At 39.2% G+C, this 21,324-nt stretch carries 22 protein-coding genes; 16 read left to right on the top strand and 6 right to left on the bottom strand.

Going from position 1 to position 21,324, the window contains the following annotated elements:
• Window positions 1-5: 5 nt before the first annotated feature.
• Complete coding sequence (locus BM192_RS02925; RefSeq protein ID WP_234797500.1) at window positions 6-1,178, top strand: site-specific integrase; 1,173 nt, start codon at window positions 6-8, stop codon at window positions 1,176-1,178.
• A 191-nt stretch (window positions 1,179-1,369) separates the two neighbouring features.
• Here the strand turns inward: BM192_RS02925 and BM192_RS02920 are convergent, their stop codons facing one another.
• Window positions 1,370-1,684, bottom strand: a complete 315-nt coding sequence (locus tag BM192_RS02920; RefSeq protein WP_037444956.1) for a helix-turn-helix domain-containing protein — start codon at window positions 1,682-1,684, stop codon at window positions 1,370-1,372.
• Window positions 1,685-2,495: 811 nt separating this feature from the next.
• On the opposite strand from BM192_RS02920, the gene BM192_RS02915 reads away from it, so the two are divergent.
• Entirely contained in the window at window positions 2,496-2,870 is a 375-nt protein-coding gene (locus tag BM192_RS02915) for a winged helix-turn-helix transcriptional regulator (RefSeq protein WP_037444950.1), read from the top strand.
• Window positions 2,871-3,485: 615 nt separating this feature from the next.
• Here the strand turns inward: BM192_RS02915 and BM192_RS02910 are convergent.
• Window positions 3,486-5,501, bottom strand: coding sequence for a BCCT family transporter (locus tag BM192_RS02910; RefSeq protein ID WP_037444946.1), 2,016 nt, complete (start codon window positions 5,499-5,501; stop codon window positions 3,486-3,488).
• A gap of 23 nt (window positions 5,502-5,524) precedes the next feature.
• The gene (locus BM192_RS02905; protein WP_037444944.1) at window positions 5,525-6,343 is read right to left on the bottom strand and encodes an ion transporter; all 819 of its coding nucleotides are present in this window, start codon (window positions 6,341-6,343) and stop codon (window positions 5,525-5,527) included.
• A gap of 87 nt (window positions 6,344-6,430) precedes the next feature.
• Here BM192_RS02905 and nhaA point away from each other — a divergent pair, with 87 nt between their 5' ends.
• The 5 genes from nhaA (at window position 6,431) to BM192_RS02880 (ending at window position 11,136) form a co-directional block, all read left to right on the top strand.
• A complete protein-coding gene (gene nhaA, locus BM192_RS02900) occupies window positions 6,431-7,774 on the top strand; it encodes a Na+/H+ antiporter NhaA (protein ID WP_051760329.1) in 1,344 nt (447 codons plus the stop codon).
• A 17-nt stretch (window positions 7,775-7,791) separates the two neighbouring features.
• Window positions 7,792-9,129 (top strand): TIGR00341 family protein, encoded by a 1,338-nt coding sequence (locus BM192_RS02895; protein WP_037444942.1) that lies wholly within the window; start codon window positions 7,792-7,794, stop codon window positions 9,127-9,129.
• Window positions 9,130-9,439: 310 nt separating this feature from the next.
• Window positions 9,440-10,006 carry a helix-turn-helix domain-containing protein gene (locus tag BM192_RS02890; RefSeq protein WP_037444931.1) on the top strand — a complete coding sequence of 189 codons (567 nt, stop codon included), beginning with the start codon at window positions 9,440-9,442 and terminating at the stop codon, window positions 10,004-10,006.
• A 3-nt stretch (window positions 10,007-10,009) separates the two neighbouring features.
• The gene (locus BM192_RS02885; RefSeq protein ID WP_051760327.1) at window positions 10,010-10,459 is read left to right on the top strand and encodes a hypothetical protein; all 450 of its coding nucleotides are present in this window, start codon (window positions 10,010-10,012) and stop codon (window positions 10,457-10,459) included.
• A 140-nt stretch (window positions 10,460-10,599) separates the two neighbouring features.
• Window positions 10,600-11,136, top strand: coding sequence for a site-specific integrase (locus BM192_RS02880; RefSeq protein ID WP_051760324.1), 537 nt, complete (start codon window positions 10,600-10,602; stop codon window positions 11,134-11,136).
• A gap of 161 nt (window positions 11,137-11,297) precedes the next feature.
• Here the strand turns inward: BM192_RS02880 and BM192_RS02875 are convergent, their stop codons facing one another.
• The 3 genes from BM192_RS02875 to BM192_RS02865 form a co-directional block, all read right to left on the bottom strand.
• Complete coding sequence (locus BM192_RS02875; RefSeq protein WP_037444930.1) at window positions 11,298-11,645, bottom strand: helix-turn-helix domain-containing protein; 348 nt, start codon at window positions 11,643-11,645, stop codon at window positions 11,298-11,300.
• Between the two features lie 422 nt (window positions 11,646-12,067).
• On the bottom strand, window positions 12,068-12,901 hold the full coding sequence (locus BM192_RS02870) for a DUF4595 domain-containing protein (protein WP_139218393.1): 834 nt from the start codon (window positions 12,899-12,901) through the stop codon (window positions 12,068-12,070).
• A gap of 8 nt (window positions 12,902-12,909) precedes the next feature.
• Window positions 12,910-13,674 (bottom strand): MbnP family protein, encoded by a 765-nt coding sequence (locus BM192_RS02865; protein ID WP_037445155.1) that lies wholly within the window; start codon window positions 13,672-13,674, stop codon window positions 12,910-12,912.
• A gap of 561 nt (window positions 13,675-14,235) precedes the next feature.
• On the opposite strand from BM192_RS02865, the gene BM192_RS02860 reads away from it, so the two are divergent.
• From BM192_RS02860 to BM192_RS02820, 9 genes are all read left to right on the top strand, one after another.
• Window positions 14,236-14,583 carry a hypothetical protein gene (locus tag BM192_RS02860; protein ID WP_051760319.1) on the top strand — a complete coding sequence of 116 codons (348 nt, stop codon included), beginning with the start codon at window positions 14,236-14,238 and terminating at the stop codon, window positions 14,581-14,583.
• 187 nt (window positions 14,584-14,770) lie between these two features.
• The gene (locus tag BM192_RS02855; RefSeq protein WP_081857584.1) at window positions 14,771-15,568 is read left to right on the top strand and encodes an MbnP family protein; all 798 of its coding nucleotides are present in this window, start codon (window positions 14,771-14,773) and stop codon (window positions 15,566-15,568) included.
• A gap of 4 nt (window positions 15,569-15,572) precedes the next feature.
• Window positions 15,573-16,658, top strand: coding sequence for a cytochrome-c peroxidase (locus tag BM192_RS02850; protein ID WP_037444922.1), 1,086 nt, complete (start codon window positions 15,573-15,575; stop codon window positions 16,656-16,658).
• The gene (locus tag BM192_RS02845) at window positions 16,651-17,517 is read left to right on the top strand and encodes an MbnP family protein (protein ID WP_234797499.1); all 867 of its coding nucleotides are present in this window, start codon (window positions 16,651-16,653) and stop codon (window positions 17,515-17,517) included. The genes BM192_RS02850 and BM192_RS02845 overlap by 8 nt, the downstream gene beginning before the upstream one ends.
• 5 nt (window positions 17,518-17,522) lie before the next feature.
• On the top strand, window positions 17,523-18,569 hold the full coding sequence (locus BM192_RS02840; protein WP_037444921.1) for a cytochrome-c peroxidase: 1,047 nt from the start codon (window positions 17,523-17,525) through the stop codon (window positions 18,567-18,569).
• A gap of 2 nt (window positions 18,570-18,571) precedes the next feature.
• A complete protein-coding gene (locus BM192_RS02835) occupies window positions 18,572-19,498 on the top strand; it encodes a transporter (protein ID WP_037444920.1) in 927 nt (308 codons plus the stop codon).
• Between the two features lie 60 nt (window positions 19,499-19,558).
• On the top strand, window positions 19,559-19,993 hold the full coding sequence (locus BM192_RS02830; RefSeq protein ID WP_037444919.1) for a hypothetical protein: 435 nt from the start codon (window positions 19,559-19,561) through the stop codon (window positions 19,991-19,993).
• The gene (locus tag BM192_RS02825; RefSeq protein WP_037444918.1) at window positions 19,993-20,625 is read left to right on the top strand and encodes an SCO family protein; all 633 of its coding nucleotides are present in this window, start codon (window positions 19,993-19,995) and stop codon (window positions 20,623-20,625) included. Before BM192_RS02830 ends, BM192_RS02825 begins: the two co-directional genes overlap by 1 nt.
• Window positions 20,622-21,323: a DJ-1/PfpI family protein gene (locus BM192_RS02820; protein WP_051760317.1), complete on the top strand. Its 702-nt coding sequence runs from the start codon at window positions 20,622-20,624 to the stop codon at window positions 21,321-21,323. Before BM192_RS02825 ends, BM192_RS02820 begins: the two co-directional genes overlap by 4 nt.
• Window position 21,324: the final 1 nt, after the last annotated feature.

Here is a 21,324-nt window from a genome sequence, read left to right as displayed (position 1 = left end):
CTATCGTGAATAACAGAAAAAGCATCGTGCTGGATTATTCACCACCGATCAAAAACCCAACTTCTGGTAAGAAGTTACATCGGTTTGAAACCCTTAAATTATATGTTTATGATGATCCTGCTGACCAGTGGGAGCGGCAACATAATAAGGAAACTATGATGTTGGCTCGTGCAGTTTGTGCCCAACGGCAATTGGATATACAAAATCGTAGGTTTGGTTTTATTTCAGATACGTTAAGAGATTCAAGCTTTATTGACTTTTTTAAAATCGAAGCCCGCAAAAAGCAACAATCTTTTTCAGATAACTGGGGAATGGGGTTAAGATACTTTATAGCCTTTGCTGGTCATGATTTAAAATTTCCTGAGCTCAATGACTATTTATGTGAGGATTATAAAAATTATTTACTTAGTGGACCTGGTATTAGTAGAACTGGAAGGCCTATCTCAAGAAATACGGCCGTAAGCTATTACGCGAAGCTGAGGCATATTTTAAGAATTGCCTACAAAAAGGGCTTAATTACGCAGGACCTACATGCTATTGTTAAGCCCGTTACACCCAAGGAAACACATAGAGAACGGCTTACTCTCGAAGAGTTTCAGCATTTAGCTGAAACACCTGCCGACTCAGATTTGATGAGAAGGGCTGCGCTCTTCTCTGGACTAACCGGATTGAGATTTTCTGATGTAGCAACACTGAAGTGGTCAGAATTACGTGGAACGATCGGGAAATATGAACTTCAGTTTTCACAGGAAAAAACGGAAGCTGCAGAAGTAATGCCTATCTCCGATCAAGCAGTATTTTTTATGGGGAATCAAAATCCTGAGAATACTTTTGTATTTCAGGGATTAAGGTATTCAAGGTTGAAGACTTTCTTTAGGCATTGGCTTGCAGCAGCAGGTATCAGTAAGAATATTACTTTCCATAGTTTTCGCCATACGTTCGCAACATTGCAATTAGAACTGGGAACGGATATTTATACCGTTTCAAAAATGTTAGGTCATAAAGCTTTTAAAAATACGGAGATCTACGCTAAAATTGTAGATAAGACCAAACGTAATGCCGCAGACAAAATTATGCTGAAGATGCTTGACGAAGCTGCCAAGGAGGACTTGGATGAAAATTTATCGAAGAAATCGTTCAAGTTTATCGTGCATCGGAATGAAAAGAAGTACTCCTAGGACGTCTTGATAAAAAAGTGAGATATTAATTGACACAGGTCATTTTACAGTCTTCTTTTTTCGAAGTCTAATCGAATACAGGAAACTTGTTCAAGAGACCATGCCAGAAATATTAACTGGTTGCCTTATTTTTATGATATCCGTGTTATTTTGGTTTTTACCGCAAATGTTAAGTAAAATTTTTATGCTTATTAACTATTTTCATATGCTTTTCTGATTTCAATAACTGTTTTCCTTCTCGAATCAGTGATCCATTTCTTAAGGTCATATTCATTGAAGTATAACCTTTTACCAGGTTTGCTTACTGGGATTTCCCGTCTGCTCACTTTTGTGTACAGGGCGGGTACAGTGACCTTCAGGAATTTTGCGGCTTCTTGAATCTTCAAAATTTCATTTTCACTGGAATCTTCAGGTTGTAAACCCTGAAGCAAATCTTCAATATGCTCTACTTTCTCCAATAGAACTCTGATTACTTCGGGAAGTTTTTCAAAACTAAATGGTTCCATTGGCCGAATTCCTATTTTTTATTATAACAGTCTATTGAGATTAGTACAATATTGTCCTAATAAGATCAAGGAAGTCCCATATGGGAAGTTTTTTTCGAAGTAGGGCACCATTATCGCTTGAGTAGCTCTCGTCTCTCATTCTAATAAGAGCTATTTCTCATTCTTTAATCAAAACAAGATTTCGCTGAGTTTACAGCTCAGTGCGGGACTGATAAGATCTGTAGATGCCCAGGGTGTTGTGTATGATAGGTGCACTTCCAGGCAGTCAATGAAAATGCGGTGACCATACAAGCTGCTGAACTTACCGATAAGAATTACCTCGAAAAGATTGATTGAAACCTGAACAATATCGGTGTTTATGTCAGCTATGTGGTACTGGCGCAGATTATCATGTTTGAAGAGCTGTCTAATATGAAATCTGCTTTAAAGAACGAGCTTGCGGTGTGGATTATGTCATTAATCATTGCTGATTTGATCAGTTATTCCACACAAATTATGGAAATAGCTAGGGTTGAACCTTACTTGCTGCTGTTTGTCGAAGACTTGCTACGCTGATGAAAGCGAGGTTGCTTCGTTAAGCAACTGATCAGCGAGGAGATTAACTCCTCTTTCAGCTCAAAACCAGAGATTATACTTGAAAAGTGACTGAAGTATTGCCAGGGATATTATGATTTTGAAGCGGGCGGAATGTCGTTCATAGCACCCGGGGCAATTATTGAAAATGCAGGACGAAGAAGCCGATTATAGTGGGATGACAGTAAGTTGTAACCTAAAGGTTAGTACTATCAAAAAGGTTAGTTGCATAAAATAGATGGAAAGTAAAAACGATAAAAACGAATTCAAAAGTTTAGCCTGTATTCAAAGTTTAAAGGCTATTGAGGATGCTCTGCATGTTCTGGGAGGTAAGTGGAAATTACGTATTGTAGTAGGAATCGCTAGTGGATATAATCGCTTTAATGAATTACAGAAGGCCGTGGAAGGTATTTCTGCCAGGGTGTTGTCAAATGAGTTGGAGGATTTGGAAACAAATGGTGTTATAGTTCGTAAGGTTGAAGCGGAAGCCACACCTGTCATTGTTAGTTATGAGCCAACTGAATATGCGAATACAGTTATTCCCATTGTAAATACTCTGGCTGATTGGGGAAAAAATCACAGAAATAAACTACAGAATGAATGTCATCTGTGAAGGAATCAAACCGAAAGAACTTGTATCCAGCCTTATCTCTCGCGGCTATCATTTAAAGCATTTTTTTAATATCGCATTTAGCCTATTTAGAACTTTCTAATGCGGTTGGAGTTCTCCCAATTCCCAACTACGCACTGTCAATCCATTAACTTCGAAAATTTCCCTAATTCTTTATGCCTAAGACCATTATAATATCTGTAACTTTTGAAGTTATTTGACAATTCCGCCAAATCGTAAACAAAGGACATGTATGATTATATAAGGGTAATACTGAATTTTAGGTATAATACTGTTCTTTACCAATTTGCGATACTGTCTTGAGGTACACCCAAAACCTTTTCTACGTCTTTTTGAAACAGCTTTTCCTCCATTCTTTCTTCATAATATACCCCCGATCGAGACAGGGTTTTCAGGGTAAGAGAAAGGCATTGGTTTTCCGGTTTGTGCTTTTTATCAAAACAAGGCAAAGCATGTATAGCAAATTAGCTACATTATGTCGCCTTGTTTACAATGATTCTGTTTAAGCCTATCATTCTAGACATTGGTTTAACAATTTTTATAAATACCTCTCCAACATTGAGTAATTAGATCAAATGAAATATCTGAGTTCGAAAGTTATTGACTATCCTTAAGCGTGTTATCTAAAAACATTTCGTTTTTGACATCTGAAGATAATTCAATGAACCTTTCATATTGTTTTAAGGCATCTGCAATGATCTCCCGATGACTGAAATACTCGATATTATAGCCAGGCCGGTTATCACCAAAATAGGTAACCGGAATGAAGGTGCTGTTCTTTTTAATCCCCGGCAGGTTTATTTCATCCACAAGAAATTCCGATATAACTTTCGAGTGCGTTTTGACTCCATACTTAAAATCTTCAATCACTTTATGTTTAATGGTGATCTCGACGGCAAAGGGATGTTCATAAATGGATACAGATGCCACGATCTGTTTTTCCTGAAATGCATTTGCAAGCTCATCCAGTGCCGGCCTAACTGTTTCGGCAATAAAACTATTCACCGCATCCTCTTTCTTATAAGACAGAATATGGTCGAGCCGTTCTTTCCAAAATTCACCCGACCAGTTAGTCGTTGCGGGAGAATATCCTTTCTTGTAATAACCATAATCGATTCGGAGCCCAACAATCAGGCTATAACAGAACATGCACATGATCAGTGAAAAAGGTAATGCAGTAATTAGGGTCATAGTCTGCAGCGACTGAAGTCCTCCAGCATTAAGCAGAACAAGAGACAACAGTCCTAAAAGTACACCCCAGAATATTAATTGCCACTTAGGTGAATTTTTAGCATTGTTAGATGCAATATTGTCCATTACAAATATTCCCGAATCTGCCGAGGTTATAAAGAATATAAATATAATAAATATGGCGAGAATACTCGTTACAGAAGAAATTGGGAATTGTCCAAGAAACTCAAACAGGAGTTTATCAGTATTTTCCACTATACTACTCAGTACGCCACCCCTTGTGCGGTCGAGCCAGGTAGCACTGTTGCCAAAGACTGTCATCCATAGGAAGTTGAAAAATGTTGGTATAATCAATACCGCCCCGATAAACTCCCTTATTGTCCTCCCCCGGGAAATTCTTGCAATGAAAAGCCCCACATACGGAGACCAGGATATCCACCAGGCCCAGTAAAGAATTGTCCAGTTAAAAAACCATGGCTGGGTAGCCTCATCATAGGCATGGGTATTAAAGGTTAAAGTAAAGAATTGCGTCAGGTAGTTTCCTATTCCTTCAGAGAACGATCCAAGCAAGAAAACAGTAGGCCCTAGAATCAATATAAAAACCATCAGCGTTATTGCCGCTATAATATTGAGCTGGCTTAAATATTTAACCCCTTTATTTACCCCCGAAGTTGCAGATATCACAGAAATCAGCATGATAATCAGAACGATTCCGGCCTGATACCAAAAGCCGGTATCCTTTAAAACACCAACCTCAACCAGCCCGGCATTAAGTTGTACTACCCCAAAACCCAATGTAGTGGTAATGCCGAAGAAAGTACTGCACAAAGCAAATGTATCAATGGCATCGCCCGCAGGACCATTTATCCTGTTCTTCAATATTGGATAAAAACAGCTACGAAGGGACAACGGGAGTTTGAACCTGAAGGTAAAATAAGCCAGAGACAATCCGACAATTCCATAAACTGCCCATGCATGTATTCCCCAATGGAAGAATGTATAAAGCTGGGCATTTCTGGACCGCTGAACCTCGTCCAGACCGGAAAAAGCCTTTTCTGTATAATGGGACATAGGTTCGGCTACACCAAAGTACATCAGCCCAATCCCCATTCCTGCAGCGAAAAGCATCGATATCCATGAAAAAAATGAATGCTCCGGTTTCTCATCATCATCCCCCAGACGGATCGTGCCGTATTTGCTAAAGGTTAGTACTAAGAGAAAAATCACAAAAATGGTAACCGACCATACATACACCCAATTTAAATTCACAAAAATCCAGGTTTTAATCACATCTAGTATCAAGGCTGTCTGAATGGGAAAGAAACTTGATACCAGGGTAACAGATATGATAAAGATTAAACTGGGCACTATAATTCCAGGTTTGAAAGTGGAATTTTTCAATGTTCGTTGAATATTATTCATAGTAGGGGCTTTTATTTAACGTTTTACTTTTTTAATTGATGACCACAATTGGAACAAAACCGATCATTCTCATTATGCAGCCCAGTATAACAGTTAGGACATTTAATCTTTGCTGCCTCGGTAGCCCTGGACATCTCAACAGATACGATGCCGGTTGGAACAGCGATTATTCCATAACCTATTACCATCAGTACGCTGGCAAGCATTTGTCCTAAAGGACTTTGAGGCGATATATCACCATAGCCTACCGTAGTAATGGTTACAATGGCCCAGTATATAGACATGGGAATACTGGTAAAGCCACTTGTCTCCCCCTCTATAATGTACATCAGTGTACCTATGATGGTGACCAAAGTAATTACACTGGAAAGGAACATGACAATCTTATAAAGGCTTGCCCGAAGGGCTTTTTTCAAGATATTGCCTTCATATAGGAATTGGGTAAGTTTGAGGATCCTGAATACGCGCAGCAACCTGAAAGCCCTGACAACGACTAGGTACTGGGTTCCTACAAAAAAAAGGCTTAAATACGTAGGGATAAATGCGATCAGATCCACTAGTCCATAAAAACTAAAAATATATCGAAGGGGCTTATGGCTGGCATATATTCGAAGCATATATTCCGCAGTAAACAAAATGGTAAATATCCACTCCAGTATATGGATCGTATGGTAAAATCTTTCCCTTACCGAAGCTACGCTCTCCAGAAAGACAGAAAGTATACTCAGCAGGATTAATATTAACAGCACAACATCAAAGAGTTTCCCGGCCCTTGTATCGGACCTGAAGATAATGATGTATATTTTTTTCCGTATGATGTCGTTCGCTCTAATCATTTTCATGTACCGGTTTTTCGCAAAATAAGATATTAACCCCGTAATAAAACCATGAGGTTTCTTTAAAAATGTATATTTGGAATTTTGAGGTATATGAAAAAGACGACGATAGAAAAGATCATGGCGCCGGTGAGCCATTTTATCCACCTGGAACATACAAGTGGAATTGTACTACTGATCAGCGTGGTGATTGCGATTGCATGGGCAAACTCACCGTTTCATGACTTTTATGAACATCTTTGGCATATCAATTTCACTGTAGGGTTTGATAAGTTTTTGCTTAGCCATCCGCTTCACATCTGGATCAATGACGGTCTTATGGCGATATTCTTCTTTGTAATCGGTCTTGAGCTCAAGCGGGAATTCATGGAGGGAGAACTTTCTTCACTGCAAAAGGCCTCACTGCCCATGACAGCTGCCCTGGGCGGCATGCTCGTTCCGGCAGCGATTTATTTTTTAATTAATAAAGGTACCGATGCCTCGCACGGGTGGGGAATCCCTATGGCAACTGATATTGCCTTCGCGCTGGCGCTGTTATCTATGGCAAGTAAACACATTCCAATTTCGGTTAAAATCTTTCTCTCCGCCCTGGCGGTGGCCGATGACCTTGGCGCAGTGCTGGTTATTGCATTTTTCTATACCGAACAGATTAATTTTATGTCTCTGGGCATTGGGGCAGGATTTTTAATATTGCTGATGGTGGGAAATCGTATGGGGATCCGAAGTGCCATATTTTATCTGGTGCTTGGCATATGCGTTTGGATCGGCTTTTTGCTCTCCGGCGTGCATGCAACAATCGCTGGAGTTCTGGTTGCATTCACTATTCCAGCCGTTACCAGGATCGACGAACAAATCTATTCCAGCAACCTAAGGAAGCTTTCCTATGATTTTGAAATTGATATACCCGAACGTGGAAGCTTGATCACTCCCCTGCAAAATAAGACCATTCAAAAAGTGAAGAGTCTAAGCATGGCAGCTGAAACCCCTTTACAAACCATAGAACATGCTCTCCACCCTTGGGTGGCATTCGGAATCATGCCACTGTTTGCGCTGGCCAATGCCGGCATTGTGATCACAACGGATTTTTTTAGTTCAGTCATTAATCCTGTATCCATAGGCGTTGCCGCAGGACTTATCATTGGCAAATTTATCGGTATTCTATTTTTTTGCTGGATAATGGTCAGGTTCCGGATTTCCAGTTTGCCGGAAGGGGCGAACTGGAAACATATTGCCGGGGTTGCGCTCCTTGCCGGAATAGGCTTTACCATGTCGCTATTTATCAGTGGACTGGCCTTTAAAAATCCTGTGTTTATTGATCAGGCCAAATATGGAATTCTGATTGCATCAATTGTCGCCGGTATACTCGGAACAATTGTTCTAAAGCGTATTGGGAAATCAAATGAGAACGATCAATTGAGCGAAACTAACAACAGTTAAAAAGATCAAACAGCGCCATGGAAAAAAAAACTGATGATGTCCGGAGTGCCATTAAGGCTTTCATTGCAAACCGCTTCAATCTGCATATAGATAAGGCCAATGAAAGTGAGGTGGTGGAATCCATCTCCAAAAATTCAATATTTGTTGGCGGTCCGTTATGGACACTCATCTTTGCAATCATCATCGCATCAGTTGGTCTAAACGTAAACTCAACAGCGGTGATTATTGGGGCCATGCTGATTTCTCCACTGATGGGTCCCATAATGGGAATAGGACTTGGCATCGGTACAAATGATTTTGACCTGGTCAAAAAAGGCGGGCGAAACCTGCTCATTGCCACCTTTATCAGTATCGTAACCTCTACAATATACTTTTATATTACCCCGCTACATGAAGCACAGAGTGAACTTCTTGCCAGAACTACGCCATCAATATGGGATGTCTTCATCGCTTTTACTGGGGGACTGGCTGGAATTATTGCCGCTACCAGGAGGGAAAAAAGTAATATAATCCCAGGTGTGGCTATTGCCACAGCACTGATGCCTCCACTTTGTACAGCAGGCTATGGGCTGGCTATGGGCAACTGGCCATTTTTCTTTGGTGCCTTGTACCTGTTTTTTATCAACAGTCTATTCATCTGTATCTCCACCTACCTTATCGTTCGCTTTTTAAAATTCGATAAAAAACATTTTGAGGATCCGGGTGTCGAAAAAAAGGTAACCAGGTATATTCTTATCAGTGTACTCATTACCATTATTCCTAGCATATACCTTGCCTATGGCATTGTACAAAAAAGCATTTTTGAAAACAATGCACAGACATTTATCCGGGAGCAGTTCAATTTCACCACAACCCAGGTCATCAACCGAAACCTCAGTTACTCGAAAGGCGAAAAAGAGATCGACCTGCTTTTGATAGGTACAGAACTATCAGAGAATGTTGTCAACGCTATAAAGGGAAACCTAAAAAAATACAAACTGGATGGTACCACTCTAAGGATAAGACAAGGACTTAATGCAAGTCAGGAAATCGATTTCTCACAGATAAAGGCCAGCATCATGGAAGATGTATTCAAAAAAGAAAACCAGTTCGGTAGTCCGGTTAAAATCGATAAGCTTTCTCAGGCTTTGCCAGATATCAGATCCGAATTAATCGCCTTATTTCCCGAAATCAAAAGCTACTCACTATCAAATAACGTTATGAACAGGCTGGATACGCAACACAAGGACACAATTACACTTTTCACCGCACAAGTTTCTAAATTACCGACACCCGCTAACCAGATCAGGATCCGCTCCTGGCTGAAGGGTCGGTTGAAAGTAGATTCTCTAAATACATTTTATGCGGGCAAATAATCAATGATAACTACTGCATAATTACGATAAATACTGACAAGTAAATAGCTTATTGTTAATAAGTTATGTGAATTTCTTTTGTCCATGTTTTTGGATTTATCCTTTTATTTTTCTGACTTTTGTAACGCAATTGTAGCTTTTTTCTCCTAAAAATCAGGTGTGAAAATCATCTGGTAGATTATGGCGACTAACGACATCTAATGACACTAATCGCCGCTTAATGACACTTAAATTGGCGAGATAACTACAGGTGTTTTTCGGTAGAATTTGATCAAAAAGCGCCCGTGCTTTAGACTTAAAGCAACAAAGGATGAGTTCGAACATTAAGGTAAAAAGGATTTGTGAATTCTGTGGAGATGCTTTCATGGCAAAGACTACGGTGACTAGATTTTGCAGCCATACATGTAACAGCAGATACGGAAAACGAAAGGCCAGAGAATTGAAAATAGAGGTCTCTGAAAAACAAGTTGCAGGGACTATGGCCGCTACAACTAAGAGTACAGTAGTGGCTGAATTTTTAACGGTTAAGGAGGCTGCCAGATTATTGACTACTTCAGTCAGAAGCATTTACAACATCATTCAAAGCGGTAGAATAAAAGCCATTAGGTTCACACCTCGAAAAACACTGATTAAACGAGTTGATCTTGATCAGATGCTGGTACTCCCGGAATTTCAGGTGCCTGTGCTGCGGGCACGTAAAAAGAATCCACATCCGAAGTTCTGCTATTCCATGTCGGAGGCTCAAGAGGCGCTTAATTTTTCTGAGAAAGCTTTGTGGGATCTGCTGAAGCGGAATAATATACCTAAATACCGTGAAGGTAAGTATAGGTATGTTTTGAAGTCTGATCTAAATAAATTTTCAAACCAAAACGATTAAGTTATGGCTAAAGTGAAAATGAGAATGAGAACTATCGTGAATGACAGAAAAAGCATCGTGCTGGATTATTCACCACCGATCAAAAACCCCGCTACCGGTAAATTACATCGGTTTGAAACCCTTAAATTATATGTTTATGATGATCCTGCTGACCAGTGGGAGCGGCAATATAATAAGGAAATCATGATGTTGGCTCGTGCAGTTTGTGCCCAACGGCAATTGGATATACAAAACCGTAGGTTTGGTTTTATTTCAGATACATTAAGAGATTCAAGCTTTACTGACTTTTTTAAAGTCGAAGCCCGCAAAAAGCAACAATCTTTTTCAGATAACTGGGGAATGGGGGTAAGATACTTTATAGCCTTTGCTGGTCATGATTTAATTAGTAGAACTGGAAGGCCTATCTCAAGAAATACGGCTGTAAGCTATTACGCTAAGCTGAGGCATATTTAAGAATTGCCTACAAAAAAGGCTTAATTCCGCAGGATCTACATGCTATTGTTAAGCCCGTCACACCCAAGGAAATACATAGAGAACGGCTTACCCTTGAAGAGTTTCAGCATTTAGCCGAAACACCTGCCGAGTCAGATTTGATGAGAAGGGCCGCGCTCTTCTCTGGACTAACCGGATTGAGATTTTTCGATGTAGCAACACTGAAGTGGTCAGAATTACGTGGAACGATCGGGAAATATGAACTTCAGTTTTCACAGGAAAAAACGGAAGCTGCAGAAGTAATGCCGATCTCCGATCAAGCGGTCTTTTTTATGGGAAATCAAAATCCTGAGAATACTTTTGTATTTCAGGGATTAAGGTATTCAAGGTTGAAGACTTTCTTTAGGCATTGGCTTGCAGCAGCAGGTATCAGTAAGAATATTACTTTCCATAGTTTTCGCCATACGTTCGCAACATTGCAATTAGAACTGGGAACGGATATTTATACTGTTTCAAAAATGTTAGGTCATAAAGCTTTTAAAAATACGGAGATCTACGCTAAAATTGTAGATAAGACCAAACGTAATGCCGCAGACAAAATTATGCTGAAGATGCTTGACGAAGCTGCCAAGGTAGAGTTGGATGAAAATTTATCGAAGAAATCGTTTAAGTTTATCGTGCACCGGAATGAGAAGTAGCTTATGAGCTATCTCAAAACTTGTAATAGAGCATATATAGTAAAGGATACGGTAAAGCATGCTTCTGATGTTATAATTGTAATATGAATTCACTAACTGCATCATTTCATGAAAAGGATGGGTAAAAAATGAAATAAAATCGCTGGTCTTTTGGATATGTGTCAAACGAAGTTCTTGTGCTTATTGAGTGTTTTTATGCGATCTTCCGCTTCTTTACTGATTTCTATAACTGTTTTCTTTCTTGAAGCAATGATCCATTTTTTAAGCTCATACTTATTGAAGTATAACCTTTTACCAGGTTTGCTTACTGGGATTTCCCGTCTGCTCACTTTTGTGTAAAGGGTGGATACAGTGACCTTCAGGAATTTTGCGGCTTCTTGAATCGTCAAAATTTCATTTTCAGTGGAATCCTCATGCTGTAAACCCTGAAGTAAATCTTCAATATGCTCTACTTTCTCAAATAGAACTCTGATTACTTCGGGAAGTTTCTCAAAACTAAATGGTTCCATTGGCAGAATTCCTTTTTTTGTTATAACAGTCTATTGAGATTAGTACAATATGGTGCTTTTAAGATTAAGGAAGTCCCATATGGGAAGTTTTTTTAGAAGGAGGTTACCATTATCGGCTTGCACCGGTGATCTTCGGCGCCATTGCCGTAGCATAATCATAATAGATTTTCTAATTGGCCAGAAACATAATATTGTCAAGTTCGCAGGAGTATAAATGGAACTACGAGTGCCACAGATTAATGTTCCATCACTTGGCAATAATACAAACAGATGCTTAAAATATCGTTTTTATTCATTTATTAAAACAAGCTTTTAAAACAGCAAATTTTAGACGCGAATTTGCAAATACAATACAAATCAACATAATAAGAGACTATCTCATATTGAAACAGCCTCTTTGCAAAATCAAATTCAACCGTTACTTATTTACATAAGTATTCAAATTTATATACAGTTGAATCTATTGCCTCCTCCGCATTCATGGATTTTAATTTGGTTATCTGCTGCTTGTCGTTTTTTGAATACGTAAATGTATACTTGCCGATAGATTTGACTTGGAACTTGGGTAGTTTTCCAAAATAGCCTGCATTAGTCAGGATTGCCATTCCATATGTATTATTTATCGGTGTCGGTATACGGTGTAAAGATCTCATATGATATATAGGTGTGAGATCTGCTACTGGCAACGCCTGATAGGGTTGATCGGTGCTATAAGAAAATGAATAGTTTGCATTTTGGCTATTCAACTTATCATTAATATTGGTCAGGTTGCCACCAGAGTAAGTAAATGTGGTCTGCTTATCTCCTTCCTTAATAGCTGTAAGGAAACCTTCATTGTCATATATAAAGTCAAGCACTAAATAATCTTTCAATTCCGTATCTCCCCAATAAGTGTTTTTAGCTTTTCGAACCAGATGTGTGATCAGCTTTTTGTCATTAAGGGTATAATAGTCTGTTACAGTGTTTGGTTCTTCATTTGCATACTTAAGGATAATTTTATCACTGTAGTATTCAAAAGAAATCTGATTGCTTCCTGTTGGAGCAAGAAAAATCCTTCCCTGCGCATCAAATGTGAATCCGACGGTCGTCGGAGTACTGACCCTTTCTCCCATATGCCACTTGCTGCTGAAGGAAACGACATTGCATACGGGCTCTGGTGTTATCGGCTCTTCCTTTTTGGAATCATCTTTTGAACAACTCGCGAACATCAAAGAAAAGACGAGAGCTGAACAGGTTAATTTACTAAAAATATTCATTGCGTATATTATTTAAGGGTAAAGAATTTCGATTGGAAATTATCAGATATGTTTTTCATCAAGTTCGGTTGCTGTGCACCTACGCTAGGTGCTACCCAACTGTCGAACGACTGTAAGAGGGTTTTAATGTCTCCTTTCAAATGGATTTGACTCTGGGAGCCAATGGCGATTTCAATAGGACTTTTAAGGTTTACTGTAATCGTACGATAACTCTCGTTTAATCCAGTTTCAATCTTTATTACCTTGGTGGTATTGTCTTCTGCCAGTCCATTCAGACTGCTAAAAATATAACTGGTATGCCACATCCAGGATATATTTGTCATCCCATTCATAGTGGATAATTCTCCAGATGTGATACTCAGATTGTCATTTTTCACCGCATCAACACCGACAGCAAATTCTAATGTTTTATATTTTCCATTTGGTATATTCTGTAGAGATACGATTTCACGCTTACGAGCACCGTATTGATAATTACCATCCTGTACTGCGATGTCTCCGGTCTCTTCAATCAGGTAGTAGCTATTAGCAACCTGATACCATGTTCCGTCCTCTTTTTGAAGCCTGAGGTTACTTATCCAGTAACGGAAATCTGTGAAGCTAAATTTCTTTCCATCCACTATAAAAGTCTTTTGCAGCTGGAAATCATCATTACCAACCACATTGTCGAATTCGATATTCAAGGTGCCGGCCTCTACTAATGTTTTCTCTTTTTTACAGGATGACATTGAGGCCACCAATATGAGCGCTATTGCACTTTTTTTTAAGAACATAATCTTTCTTTTTAAGCTGGTTTCTTTCATCTGTTTTTACACCACGCCGGTTAATTTTATATGCTGTGGCGGTGGCTTTAATATTTAAACTTTCTTTTCTACAGCAAAAAGGAAACCTGAACAAATGGTATGGAATCGCAAAAGTACCGATATCACTCTGTTACGGAGTTTCGTTTTTTAGGCCTTTTATTGCGTTTTACAACACTAAGCGCAATTTTTCCAACTAGAAATGTAATGTCACCCACTAATATTGCTCAATATTATAATCGTGTTTTTTTTGCTTTCATTCGGAATATAAAAGGTTCGTTGGCCTATTTTTACATGATAGTTTTTAGCTGGATTTTTTGTGTATTTCCCAGAGTAAGGTTATCTGGCAATAATATTTCCGGTTCATAAATAAACTTTAATTTGTTTTCAGGCTTATTTATGTTAAATAATCAATCCGATTATTTTGAAATTCAATCATGAATACAAATACGTTGTGGAGTTTGCTTTTTTAGCCTAACTTTGCGCTAAATTATGTTTAAAAGCTATTTTGCTATATTCTTATTATGCTGTCTGATGTTTACAAACTTCAGCAGGATGTTTGTATTTAGCGCTTTTAAACTCAATCAGAAATATATTGCCAGTACGCTATGTGAAAATAGGGATAAGCCTGAAATGCATTGTAATGGTAAATGTTACCTCACCAAAAAAATCAAACAAGCTGAGGAAAGAGAGAAAAAAGAGGAGCAAGATGGCCAAAAGAAAAATTTTCAAGAAAATTATATTTTAAGACAATGTTCTGTTGAATTTCCTTTTTCGTTTGAGTTGAAAATGGAACATATTATCGAGGATGATTCATTTTTGCCAAAGCAAACTTCTGAAGTTCTTCATCCACCACCAACTCCGCATCATTTCTTGTCATAACAGCCTTTTATAACAATATTCTTTGTTATGAAGGGGTGCCGTATTCTGCGGTTTCCCGTAGAACAGATTTAATAAATTAATTAACAATTTTTATCCCTGTGCACTTCAAAATGGCTTCAGGGGTGTTAGGTGTGCTATTGCAATCCGTCAAGGATATTGCATGGCAAAATTTATAAACATTAAGAAAATGAAAAAATTACTATCTATTATAGGTTTATCTGCTTTATTATTTACTTCATGCTCAAAAGACAACGATACTATTCTGGTAGAAGCAGACGGCAAAGCAACTGTTTCTTTTGATGCGGTTTTCGGAATTCAGGATTTCGCATTGAATAAGAACTTTACTTTAGGAACAAACACCTTAAATTTTAATAAGCTACGCTATTGGGTTAGTAATGTCGTCCTTGTAAATTCAAAGAACGAGGAATATAAAGTGCCTTCTTCCTACTATCTAATTGAAGAAACTGGAGCAATTAATCTTACCGGAGTGAACAACGACTTGCCGACAACTATTTACCCGGCAACAAAAAGGGAAGATGTGGTATTGAAAGAGATTCCCGTTGGTGATTACAAATCCATCAAATTTTCAATAGGTGTAGAACAAAAATACAATGATAATTTGAGTTTACAAACTGGCGAGCTTTCGCAATTGAACGGGATGACCAATGTTTCCTGGATGTGGCTAACAAGCTATATTTATTCTTCTTTAGGCGGAACCGTTACTAATGGAACTACCTCTAAGACGCTAAAAGTGGAGACGGGATTAAATGCCAATTACAAGACTGTTACATTGGACTTTCCAGCTACCGTGCGTATAAGTTCTTCAAAAGCGACAAGTATAGTTTTGAATGCGGATATCTCAAAATCGATTGATGGTTTGGATGTTTATACAACAAATACAGTCGGCGGTTCGCAAGCAACTGCAATGACAACTGTTGCAACGAACTATTCGACAAAAGTATTTTCAGTAAAATCAGTAAACTAATCCAATGACAGGTAAGTTCGCATATTTGCCTATTACTGTCTTTATACTTTTACTGGCCGCGGTATCATCCTGTAAAAAGGATGTTCCGCTGGAGGAAAATAATCCGGGACCTCATGCTGTAAAGCTACAGGTCCCGGGTAACTTCCCCGCTGCTAAACAGGAACCGGACAACCCATTAACTGCTGAAGGAATTGAACTGGGCAGGATGCTTTTTTACGATGTCAGGCTTTCTGGTAACAATAGGATTTCCTGTGCCTCTTGTCATCGTCAGGATCTTGCTTTCACTGATGGGGTAGCTTTAAGTACCATTGGCGTTTCCGGAAAAAAGTTAGACAGACATGCTCCATCGTTATTTAATCTGGCTTGGGCAAAAACCGGACTGTTTTGGGATGGTGGTTCAAAAAATCTAGAATCTCAGGCGTTCGGGCCTTTGACCATTGCTGACGAGATGCATCAGGATCTTTTAGTATTGGAGGCTGAACTCAAACAGATTCCAGATTATGTAAGTCGGTTTAAGCAGGCGTTTAATGAAGATATTAAATCTACAAACGTGGTTAAGGCATTAGCCCAATTCCAGCGGACGCTGATTTCCGGTACTTCCAGGTACGATAAGTACAAAAGAAGTGAAGCAGGTGCCAGCCTTACCACTATTGAATTGCAGGGAATGAACCTGGTGAATAGCAAGTGTAAGTCTTGCCATAGCGGGGAGTTGTTTACAGATGATGGTTACCACAACAACGGTATCGATGCTACTTTCAGCGATGATCACGAGGGGATTTTTCAAGGACGTTTCAGGGTGAGTTTCGATCCGAACGATATCGGCAAGTTTAAGACCCCTTCATTAAGAAATGTAATTATCACCCCGCCTTACATGCATGATGGTAGGTTTAAAACCATTGAAGAAGTATTGGACCACTATCAGTCTGGGATTAAGATCTCTCCGACTATAGATCAGCTGTTGTATCAGAATCAGGGGCAGGCAGGTATACCTCTCTCCAAAACAGAAAGGGAAGCCATCATAGCTTTCCTGGACACACTTACTGACTACGAATTTATTAACAATAAAAAAATTAGTAATCCTAATGAATAAAATGATGAATATTAATGGAAAAAGATTAAAATCAGTGCTGCTTTTCAGCTTCATGCTGGTAATCGCGGCTTGCTCCAAAAAAGACGATCCCACTCCAGACTTTCAGGAAGAAAACCTTGCTCCACTTTCAGTCGAGTTTGACAATATTGTTGGAGAAAGGACATTAACTTTTGACAATACAGGTAGTCCTTATAGAAATGCGGCGGGTGAGGCATTCACTGTGTCGAGACTTCAATATTTTATCAGTAACATTAAGGTAACCACAGCAGCTGGGAACACCTATACCGTAAAGCAGGATAGTAGTTATTTCTTGATTAAAGGTGATGATAAAGCTACCCGGTTTGCAAAGGTGAAAGTGCCTGAAGGTGATTATACCAATTTGACATTCACTTTAGGTGTGGACAGTTTGCGCAGCACCATGTCCATAGACAAACGTACGGGGGTACTCGATCCGGCAGCTGGTGGTGGCCATGATGGTGGTGGTATGTACTGGGGCTGGAACAGCGGGTATATCTTCTTCAAATTCGAGGGGAACTCGAATGTTGTATCAGATGACGCGAATGGTGATCCTACAGGTAAGAAACAGATGAAATACCATATTGGCTTTTTCGGCGGCTATAGTGCACCTACACTGAATAACATTCAGGTGATTAATGTGGATTTAAGGACAGCGGGGATCGCTAAAGTGAGGAAAGACCGTCAGAGTAACATTCATCTATTTGTGGATGTCATGAAGGTCTTTAATGCTAAAAATAGTTTCAAAATTGCTGAACATCCAAATGTGATGTTTGATGATTTTACCGCTAAGATTGCAGCGAATTTTCTTGAAATGTTCAGACATGATCATACTGAAAATTAAATAACATGAATAAGAAACATTGGATCGTATTGTGTCTTTTTGGCTTTTTTATACTGGCCTGTAAGAAAGACAACCCGATCAAAGAAGAGATAGAGAAATTTCTGGGCTTTCAGAAACCATCGAATTTTCCTGAGCCTGTATATAACTTTGCCAATAATCCGGTCACTAAAGATGGATTTGAGCTAGGTCGGGCACTGTTTTATGAACCCAGACTTTCCCGTAACAATACCATTACCTGTGGATCCTGTCATATCCAGTCATCCGCATTTACACAGCATGGACATGATGTAAGCCACGGTATTGATGACCGACTAGGAACACGAAATTCACCGCCAATTATGAACTTGGCCTGGAATAAGGCCTTTATGTGGGGAGGCGGCGTATTTGATCTTGATCTGCAGCCCATTACGCCAATCACTACACATGAAGAAATGGACGAGAATCTTGAAAATGTATTGAACAAGATCCGGGTCTTGCCTAAGTATACAGCCATGTTTAAACGTGCTTTTGGAACAGAAGAAGTAACAACAGCACGTTTTATGAAAGCCTTGTCTCAATTTATGGTGATGTGCGTAAGCAGCAATTCTAAATACGACAAGGTGATGCGTAAGGAATCGGGCGCAACCTTTACATCGGATGAGCAGGCAGGTTATGTGCTGTTCAAAGACAAGTGTGCCTCTTGTCATTCCGAGCCTTTATTCACAGAGGGGTCTTTTCGTAACAATGGTTTAGGTATCAGTACGATCAATGACAAAGGTTTATTTGGGGCTACGCTTATCGAAACAGATAAATATAAGTTTAAAGTACCATCACTAAGGAACTTGCAATATACTGCACCTTATATGCACGATGGGAGGTTTTTATCACTGGGTGGTGTGCTGGAGCATTACAATTCAGAAGTTCAGGATACACCTAATTTAGATCCGCTATTGAACCAAAATGGACAACTTGGTATAGCGCTAAATGAAGATCAGAAAGCTAAACTCATGGCTTTTCTGAATACCCTGAATGATACGGAGTTTATAAATAATAAATTGTTATCAGAACAATAGATATGAAAAAGAACATAATGATTGCACTGGTGCTAGTCATGATTAGCATAACTGCTACCCGAGCATGTGATATTTGCGGCTGTGGCGTTGGGAGCTATTACTTGGGGATTTTACCGGAGTACAATAAGCGTTTTCTGGGAATGCGCTACCAGTATAAAAGCCTGAGTACTCATTTAGGGCCAATGGGCGAACGTACTCCAATTACAGCTGATGAAACTTACCAAAGTGCAGAACTTTGGGGAGGCTGGAATTTTGGGACCAGGTTTAGGGTATTGGCATTTGTGCCTTACAATTTTAATAAGCGGGAAAGCCTGACTGGAAACGGTACAAAGACAGGTTTGGGAGACATTGCGGTAATGGCATATTACAATTTGTTTGACCACAAAGGTACTTTAGGTGATCGGTTGCTGGTTCAGTCTTTATGGATCGGTGGAGGGGTTAAAGTGCCTACCGGGAAGTATGAACCTACTGAACGTTTAGCGGTAAGTGAATCTCCAAATAATTTCCAGTTGGGAACTGCTAGTACCGATTTTACCCTTAATGCCGCTTATGACATCCGTTACAACGATATGGGGATCAATGCCAATGTCAATTATAAAATCAATACCGAAAATAAGTACGATTACCGGTATGGCAATAAATTTACCTCCAATGTTTTGGCCTATTATAAATTTAGAGTAGCCAATTCAGTAACTGTAGCGCCAAATATAGGCGTATTATATGAAACTGCCGTTAAGGATGTTGATGGTAAAAAATATGATGTCGAGGTTTCAGGTGGATATTCATTATCAGCTGTAGGAGGTGTGGAAGTCGGAATGAAAGGTTTGTCTTTCGGTGCCAATTATCAGAATGTACGCTCGCAGGATCTTGCTGGAGGCAGAGCATATGCCGGTAACCGTGTGATGGTACACATGTCCGTACCTTTTTAATTGATAAGAATATAGAAACGGAATTATCAAAATTAGTTGCAAAGAATTAAATCTTACTATATGAAGAAAATCACACAAATATGCTTTTTGACCATAGGGTTGCTAGCCTGTAAAAACGGAGCGGACTATAAAGTAATCAGACAGGAAGTGTTAGATGCACATGATAAGGTCATGCTGGATGGAGAAGTGGCGATCACCAATAAGATGAAATTGGATACGCTCGGTACCTCGCTCGATAGTCTTGTCAAAATTAAGGTTATTTCAGATACACTTGTGGAACGTCAGAAAATCACCGCTCTTCAGGCTGAACTGAATCATGCTGACGAGCAGATGAACGATTGGATGCATAATTTTAAAGCAGACCTTGAAGGAAAATCGAAAGACGAAGCTGCTATTTATTTTAAAACCGAAAAGGAAAAAGTTCAATCATTGGATAGCTTATATCAGGAAGCAATTAAGGCATCTGAAGCTTATCTCTCGAAATTTAAAAAATAATGAAGTATTTTAAATTCATCTTCCTTCTTGTGTTTTTTGCAGCCTGTAAGCAGGACAAACGTTTGCCGATCCTTGGGGGAAGAGAAGTGGTGCAAAAGATGATTGACGGAAAGCAGGTCACAGATACAGTTTACCAGACTATTCCTGCGTTTCGCTTTTTAAACCAGGATAGTAGTGCCGTGACCAATAAAGATTTTGATGGCACAATATACGTTGCAGATTTCTTCTTTACTTCTTGTCCTACTATTTGTCCAACCATGCACCGGAACTTATTGAAGGTATACCAGAAGTTTAAAGGAAATAAGGAAGTAAAACTATTGTCGCATACCATTGATGTAAAATATGATACGCCCTCGAGATTAAAGGCTTACGCCACCAAGTTAGGTATTGAGGGTAATCAATGGGAATTTTTATGGGGTTCGAGGGATTCCATCTATAGTCTGGCACAAAAAAACTACTTAGTAGCAGTTAAAGAGGATAAAAATGGTCCAGGCGGATTTGTACATCAGGGGTATCTTGTACTGGTAGATAAAGATAAACGAATCCGTGGTGCTTATGACGGCACAGTATCGAATGAAGTGGAACAGTTAGTGAAGGATATGGATATTTTGCTAAAAGAAAATAACAAATGAGACGCACGGGTATAGCTAAGTACACATTGTTTATATTATTCCTTTCTGTACTATCGGCTTGTACCGATAATAAGGCTGTTGAAGTGCATGGCAGGAGGAATATTAATGTTGCCATATTAGTGTACCCTGGGGTTGAACTACTGGATTTTGCAGGGCCCTTTGAAGTATTTAATAACACAGAAGGATTTCATGTTTTTACCGTTGCTTCAGAGCCAGGTAAGATGTTTACGAGCAAGGGCTTTGTTTTTTTACCGGATTATAATTTGAATAATGCACCCGAACCAGACGTATTAATTGTACCAGGAGCACCGCTAACTGAACTGACCTATTTAAATAACAACGTTGATTTAGGTAATTGGATTGGCCAAAAGAATAGGACAACTAAAATTGTTATGTCTGTGTGCACTGGAGCCTTGCTATTATCGCAGCTTGGATTGTTAGATGGTAAAATTGTAACTACTCATGCCTCTATGTTAGATACACTGCAAAAACTTAGTCCTAAGGTTAAGGTGCTATCCAATACTGATGTAGTCGAACATGGAAAACTAATATCTACTGCTGGTATTAATGGTGGGATTGATGGTGCACTTCGTATCGTTGCAAAACTGAAAGGAAATAAGGAAGCTTTGTTTACTGCTGCCATATTGGGCTATGACAAATGGATTCTTAAAAACGGATCGAGAAAACCAAGTAAATAGG

The sequence above is a fragment of the Pedobacter antarcticus genome, from assembly GCF_900112985.1.
Classification (GTDB): Bacteria; Bacteroidota; Bacteroidia; order Sphingobacteriales; family Sphingobacteriaceae; genus Pedobacter; species Pedobacter antarcticus.
Note: the sequence above shows the minus strand (reverse complement) of the source record. Positions and strands in the feature narration are given on the sequence as shown.

Excerpts from the sequence above, each read along its gene's own strand:
- BM192_RS02920 (WP_037444956.1), bottom strand. The coding sequence starts at position 1,684 with ATGGAACCATTTAGTTTTGAAAAACTTCCCGAAGTAATCAGAGTTCTA.
- BM192_RS02915 (WP_037444950.1), top strand. The coding sequence starts at position 2,496 with ATGGAAAGTAAAAACGATAAAAACGAATTCAAAAGTTTAGCCTGTATT.
- BM192_RS02910 (WP_037444946.1), bottom strand. The coding sequence starts at position 5,501 with ATGAATAATATTCAACGAACATTGAAAAATTCCACTTTCAAACCTGGA.
- BM192_RS02905 (WP_037444944.1), bottom strand. The coding sequence starts at position 6,343 with ATGAAAATGATTAGAGCGAACGACATCATACGGAAAAAAATATACATC.
- nhaA (WP_051760329.1), top strand. The coding sequence starts at position 6,431 with ATGAAAAAGACGACGATAGAAAAGATCATGGCGCCGGTGAGCCATTTT.
- BM192_RS02895 (WP_037444942.1), top strand. The coding sequence starts at position 7,792 with ATGGAAAAAAAAACTGATGATGTCCGGAGTGCCATTAAGGCTTTCATT.
- BM192_RS02890 (WP_037444931.1), top strand. The coding sequence starts at position 9,440 with ATGAGTTCGAACATTAAGGTAAAAAGGATTTGTGAATTCTGTGGAGAT.
- BM192_RS02885 (WP_051760327.1), top strand. The coding sequence starts at position 10,010 with ATGGCTAAAGTGAAAATGAGAATGAGAACTATCGTGAATGACAGAAAA.
- BM192_RS02880 (WP_051760324.1), top strand. The coding sequence starts at position 10,600 with ATGAGAAGGGCCGCGCTCTTCTCTGGACTAACCGGATTGAGATTTTTC.
- BM192_RS02875 (WP_037444930.1), bottom strand. The coding sequence starts at position 11,645 with ATGGAACCATTTAGTTTTGAGAAACTTCCCGAAGTAATCAGAGTTCTA.
- BM192_RS02870 (WP_139218393.1), bottom strand. The coding sequence starts at position 12,901 with ATGAATATTTTTAGTAAATTAACCTGTTCAGCTCTCGTCTTTTCTTTG.
- BM192_RS02865 (WP_037445155.1), bottom strand. The coding sequence starts at position 13,674 with ATGTTCTTAAAAAAAAGTGCAATAGCGCTCATATTGGTGGCCTCAATG.
- BM192_RS02860 (WP_051760319.1), top strand. The coding sequence starts at position 14,236 with ATGTTTACAAACTTCAGCAGGATGTTTGTATTTAGCGCTTTTAAACTC.
- BM192_RS02855 (WP_081857584.1), top strand. The coding sequence starts at position 14,771 with ATGAAAAAATTACTATCTATTATAGGTTTATCTGCTTTATTATTTACT.
- BM192_RS02850 (WP_037444922.1), top strand. The coding sequence starts at position 15,573 with ATGACAGGTAAGTTCGCATATTTGCCTATTACTGTCTTTATACTTTTA.
- BM192_RS02845 (WP_234797499.1), top strand. The coding sequence starts at position 16,651 with ATGAATAAAATGATGAATATTAATGGAAAAAGATTAAAATCAGTGCTG.
- BM192_RS02840 (WP_037444921.1), top strand. The coding sequence starts at position 17,523 with ATGAATAAGAAACATTGGATCGTATTGTGTCTTTTTGGCTTTTTTATA.
- BM192_RS02835 (WP_037444920.1), top strand. The coding sequence starts at position 18,572 with ATGAAAAAGAACATAATGATTGCACTGGTGCTAGTCATGATTAGCATA.
- BM192_RS02830 (WP_037444919.1), top strand. The coding sequence starts at position 19,559 with ATGAAGAAAATCACACAAATATGCTTTTTGACCATAGGGTTGCTAGCC.
- BM192_RS02825 (WP_037444918.1), top strand. The coding sequence starts at position 19,993 with ATGAAGTATTTTAAATTCATCTTCCTTCTTGTGTTTTTTGCAGCCTGT.
- BM192_RS02820 (WP_051760317.1), top strand. The coding sequence starts at position 20,622 with ATGAGACGCACGGGTATAGCTAAGTACACATTGTTTATATTATTCCTT.